General features: G+C 68.5%; 1 protein-coding gene and 1 pseudogene. One reads left to right on the forward strand and one right to left on the reverse strand.

Going from position 1 to position 5,236, the window contains the following annotated elements; all coding sequences use genetic code 11:
* On the forward strand, positions 1-1,059 hold a 1,059-nt coding region (locus tag GBZ26_RS26565; RefSeq protein WP_486598852.1), incomplete at its 5' end, for a tetratricopeptide repeat protein.
* A 318-nt stretch (positions 1,060-1,377) separates the two neighbouring features.
* On the opposite strand, the pseudogene GBZ26_RS26570 reads toward GBZ26_RS26565, so the two are convergent.
* Positions 1,378-4,884: pseudogene (locus GBZ26_RS26570) on the reverse strand (indolepyruvate ferredoxin oxidoreductase family protein); the annotation flags it as partial.
* Positions 4,885-5,236 lie beyond the last annotated feature (352 nt).

The raw sequence follows: 5,236 nt of genomic DNA on the forward strand, positions 1-5,236 counted from the left end.
TCCATGGCCGAGCACTGGGCCAACCTGGGCTTCGCCGGGGTGGGACGGCACGCGGTCGTCCTGGCGGAGGCCGCCTTTGACCGCGCCTTGCGCCTGTCGCCGGGGATGGAAGCGGCGCGGGCTGGACTCGGAATGCTGCGGATGCTCACCGGGCGCCTGCGCGACGGGGCGGCGGATTATGAAGCGCGGCTGAGCCTGCCTGCCTTCCTGCCGTCGCGGTCCTACAGCCGGCCGGTCTGGGACGGTCGGGTTCGACCGGGCGAAACGCTGCTGATCCACGCCGACCGCGGCTATGGCGACGCCATCCAATTCATTCGCTACGCCCCGCTGTTGCGGGCGCAAGGGATGCGCGTGGTCTTCCACGGGCCGGAAGGGCTGCTCGGCTTGTTCCGCGCGTCGGATGTGGTGGATGGCCTGTCCGGTCTTGATGGGCCGCCGCCGGCCCATGACGTCCAAGTCCCCGTCATGAGCCTGATCCATCGCATGGGCACGGATTTGGACAGCGTGCCCGCCGTCGTTCCCTATCTGCGCGCGCCCGACGCGGCGGCGCGGCGCTGGACGGACCGGCTGGCCGGGTTGCGGGGGATGAAGGCCGGGCTGGTCTGGCACGGCTCGGTCGCCTTCCCCTATCACCGCCAGCGCTCGCCGGGGCTGGAGGCGGTGCTGCCGCTGACGGGCGTTCCCGGCGTGACCGCCGTCCTGCTCCAGGTTGCCAACGGGCGTGCGGACCTTGAGCGCCACACTCCACTCGGCCCGTTCCTCGACCTTGGGACGGAGCTTCGCGATTTCGCGGACACCGCCGCGGCGATCCAGGCGCTGGATATCGTGATCAGCCCCTGCACCGCCGTGGCCCACCTCGCCGGAGCGCTGGGAAAGCCGGTGGCGGTGCTGCTCGACCAAGGGGCGGAGTGGCGCTGGATGCATGAACGGGTGGATTCGCCCTGGTACCCGACCGCGCGCCTCTACCGCCAATCCGTGTTCGGCGACTGGACGGAGCCGGTGGAACGGCTGCGCCGCGATCTGGCGGCGCTGAACGCACCCTTGCAGGATCAACCATGACGACACTGTGCGTGACCGGCGCCAACGAGCGCTACTTCATCACCACGCTGGCTTTCCTGGAGGGGCTGACGGGGCGCTTTCCGCTGGAGCAGGTGCGCGTCTGCGATTTCGGCCTGACCGATGGGCAACGCGATTACCTGCGCGCCGCCGGCCTGCTGTTGGATCGCCCGAAGATCCTGCCGGCAGACGCGCATCCCTATCTGTGCAAGGGGCATCTGTCGGATTACTGCTCGGGCGAGGCTTGGGACAGCCTGCTGTGGCTGGGGCGGGAGGCCAGCCGCCCCCCGCACCCGGTCGCTTCGGTCACAACCCTTGCGGTCACTCCGCCGCCATCGGCTGCGGGGCGGCGGGCTGGCGGAAGCCGTCGAGAAGGGCGGCCTCCTTCGCCTTGGCCGCTTCGACGTTGCGGGCCTTCACCGGGCCGTAGCCGCGCATCTCCTGCGGCAGGCGGGCGATCTCCACCGCGGTGGCATGATTGTCGCGGGTCAGGCCGTGCAGGATCTCGCCCATGATGGCCTCGTAATCGGCGATCAGGCGGCGCTCCATGCGGCGCTCGGCCAGCCAGCCGAACGGGTCGAGCGGGCTGCCGCGCAGGCGCTTGCCCTTGGCGAGCAGGCGCAGGGCCTTCAGCATCCACGGGCCAAAACGCTTCTTCTTCGGTTCGCCGCCGTCCTCGCCGGTCTCGCCCATCACCGGCGGGGCCATGTGGAAGACCAGCTTGTAGTCGCCCTCGAACATCCGCCCGACCTGCTCGACGAAGCCGGTGTCGGTGTAGAGCCGGGCCACCTCATACTCGTCCTTGTAGGCGAGCAGCTTGAAGTAGCCCTTTGCCACGGCCTCGGTCAGGGCGGTGGAGCCGGGGAGTCTCTGGCCCTCGACGCGCCGCGTCCAGTCGACCAGCGCGTGGTAGCGGCTGGCGTAGGCCGCGTCCTGATAATCGGTCAGGAAGGCGGTGCGACGGGCGATGGCCTCGTCCAGGCTGGCCGAGGGGCGGCGCTGGTCGAGGATGAACAGGTCGTGGGATGCGGCCTGCTCCTGCGGCGGGTTGGCGGCGGCCTCCACGGCGGCCAGATCGACGGCGGCGCGGCGGCCCCAGTTGAAGGCGTCGGTGTTCATCTTCACCGCCACGCCGTTCAGCTCGATGGCCTTCAGGATGGCCTCGGCGGTGATCGGGATCAGCCCCTTCTGCCACGCGTAGCCCATCAGGAAGGGGTTGGTGGCGATGCTGTCGCCCATCAGCGCGGTCGCCAGCTTGGTCGCGTCGAAGGCGTTCACCGCCCCCTCGCCGCAGGCCTTGCGGATGTCGGCCACCAGATCGCGGACCGGCACCGTGAAGTCCGGCTTCTTCAGGAAGTCCACGGTGATGGTGTCGTGGGTGTTGATGACCGCGCGGGTGTGACCGTGCGCCATCTTCGACAGGGCATCGCCCGCCCCGGCGACGATCAGGTCGCAGCCCACCACCGCGTCGGCCCCCCCCGCCGCGATGCGGACGGAATGGATGTCCTCCGGGGTGGCGGCGATGCGGATGTGGCTGGTCACCGCGCCGCCCTTCTGGGCGAGGCCGGTCATGTCGAGCACCCCGACGCCCTTGCCCTCGATGTGGGCGGCCATGCCGAGCAGGGCGCCGATGGTCACCACGCCGGTGCCGCCGACGCCGGTGACGTAGATGCCCCAGGGCCGGTCGAGCGCGGGCAGGGTGGGGGTGCGCAGGTCGGACGGGTCGGCGCCGGCCTTGGCGGCGGCCGGTTTCGGCTTGCGGAGCTGCCCGCCCTCCACCGTCACGAAGCTGGGGCAGAAGCCCTTGGTGCAGGAATAGTCCTTGTTGCAGCTCGACTGGTCGATCTGGCGCTTGCGCCCGAACTCCGTCTCCAGCGGCACCACCGACACGCAGGAGGACTTCACGGAACAGTCGCCGCAGCCCTCGCAGACCAGCTCGTTGATGATCACGCGCTTGGCCGGATCGACCATCTTGCCGCGCTTGCGGCGGCGGCGCTTCTCGGTGGCGCAGGTCTGGTCGTAGATCAGGACGCTGACGCCGGACACCTCGCGCATCTCCTTCTGCACGCGGTCCAGGTCGTCGCGGTGCTCGACGCTGGTGTATTGCGGCAGGCCGTCGCCGATGCCGTACTTCTCCGGCTCGTCGGAGACGACGACGATGCGGCCCACGCCCTCGGCGCGGAGCTGGTTGGCGAGCGACTGCACGGTCAAGGTGCCGTCCACCGGCTGGCCGCCGGTCATCGCCACGGCGTCGTTGAACAGGATCTTGTAGGTGATGTTGGCCTTCGCCGCGATGGACTGGCGGATGGCCAGGATGCCGGAGTGGTAGTAGGTGCCGTCGCCGAGGTTGGCGAAGATGTGCTTCTCCTCGGTGAAGGGCGCCTGGCCGACCCAGGGCACGCCCTCGCCGCCCATCTGGGTGAAGGTGTCGGTCTTGCGGTCCAGCCACGTCGCCATGTAGTGGCAGCCGATGCCGCCCAGCGCGCGGCTGCCCTCCGGCACATGGGTGGAGGTATTGTGCGGGCAGCCGGAGCAGAAGGTCGGCTTGCGGATGACGCGGGCCTGATGGGCCTTCTGCTTTTCCTGGGCGTCGAGGAAGGCGACGCGCCGCTTCAGGTTCTCGTTGTCGACGAAGCGCTCCAGCCGGCGCCCGATGACCACGGCGATCTGGGCCGGGGAAAGCTCCCCGGCGGAGGGGAGGATCCACTCGCCATGCTCGTCGAACTTGCCGACCACCTTCGGGCGGACGTCGGGGTGCCAGTTGTAGAGCTGCTCCTTGAGCTGGTTCTCGATGACCGCGCGCTTCTCCTCGACCACGACGATCTCGTCGAGCCCCTCGGCGAAGTGGCGCACGCCGTCGCGCTCCAGCGGCCAGGGCATGCCGACCTTGTAGACGGTCAGGCCCCAGTCGGCGGCCATCTCCTCGGTGATGCCCAACTCGTCGAAGGCCTGCCGGACGTCCAGATAGCTCTTGCCGGTGGTGACGATGCCGAAGCGCGGGCGCGGCGAGGACACCATCACCTTGTCCAGCCGGTTGGCACGCGCGAACGCCAGGGCGGCGTACAGCTTGTGCTTCATCAGCCGGTATTCCTGCTCCAGCGGCGGGTCGGGCCAGCGGATGTTCAGGCCGCCCGGCGGCATCGCGAAGTCGGCGGGGACGATCGGGCTGACGCGGTGCGGATCGATGTAAACCGAGGCCGAGGTGTCCACCGTCTCGGCGATCGTCTTCATGGCGATCCAGCAGCCGGACCAGCGGCTCATCGCCCAGCCGATCAGGCCGTAATCGAGAATCTCCTGCACGCCCGACGGGTTCAGCACGGGGATCATCGCGTGCATGAAGGCGTGTTCGGACTGGTGCGGGAAGGTCGAGGACTTGGCGTTGTGGTCGTCGCCGGTCAGCACCAGCACGCCGCCATTGCGCGAGGTGCCGGCGGCGTTGGCGTGCTTGAACACGTCGCCCGACCGGTCGACGCCCGGACCCTTGCCGTACCACATGGAATAGACGCCGTCATACTTGGCGCCGGGGAACATGCCGACCTGCTGGCTGCCCCAGACCGCGGTGGCGCCCAGCTCCTCGTTCACGCCGGGCTGGAACTGGATGTGGTTCTTCTCCAGGAACTTGCGCGCGTTCCACAAATTTTGGTCGAAACCGCCCAAGGGCGATCCGCGATAACCCGAAATGAAACAGGCAGTGTTCAACCCGGCGGCAAGATCGCGCTGGCGCTGCATCATCGGAAGGCGCACCAGTGCCTGGGTTCCCGTCAGGTACACGCGCCCTTGTTCAAGCGCGTACTTGTCGTCAAGGGTCACGGTTGCGAGAGCCATTGTTCCATCCCCTTTGTGGCGCCCTGAAAAGCGCTGTTCGGGGCGCGTTCGCCGCGCCGCTTCTTGTGTTTGTTCGATAAGCAAAAAGGTAACGAAGGCTGTCTTATTCGGCAACCGGCGCCGGGCCTCCCCATGCAAAAAGCAAGGAACGGTCCGGCACTCGCAGCGCTGTGAAACGGACGGACGGGAATCGCCCTTCGGCGGGACATTCCCGCTCGCATCCATTGGTGCCGAAACCTTACCCCCACCCCGGCCCTCCCCCGCTTTCGCAGGGGAGGGTGCCTTCTGCGAAGCGGCGGCAGTTCCCTCCCCTGCGTCAGCGGGGGAGGGTTAGGGTGGGGGCCACTTATTGGAT

Origin of the sequence: Azospirillum formosense, from assembly GCF_013340925.1 — a bacterium.
Taxonomy (GTDB): domain Bacteria; phylum Pseudomonadota; class Alphaproteobacteria; order Azospirillales; family Azospirillaceae; genus Azospirillum; species Azospirillum formosense.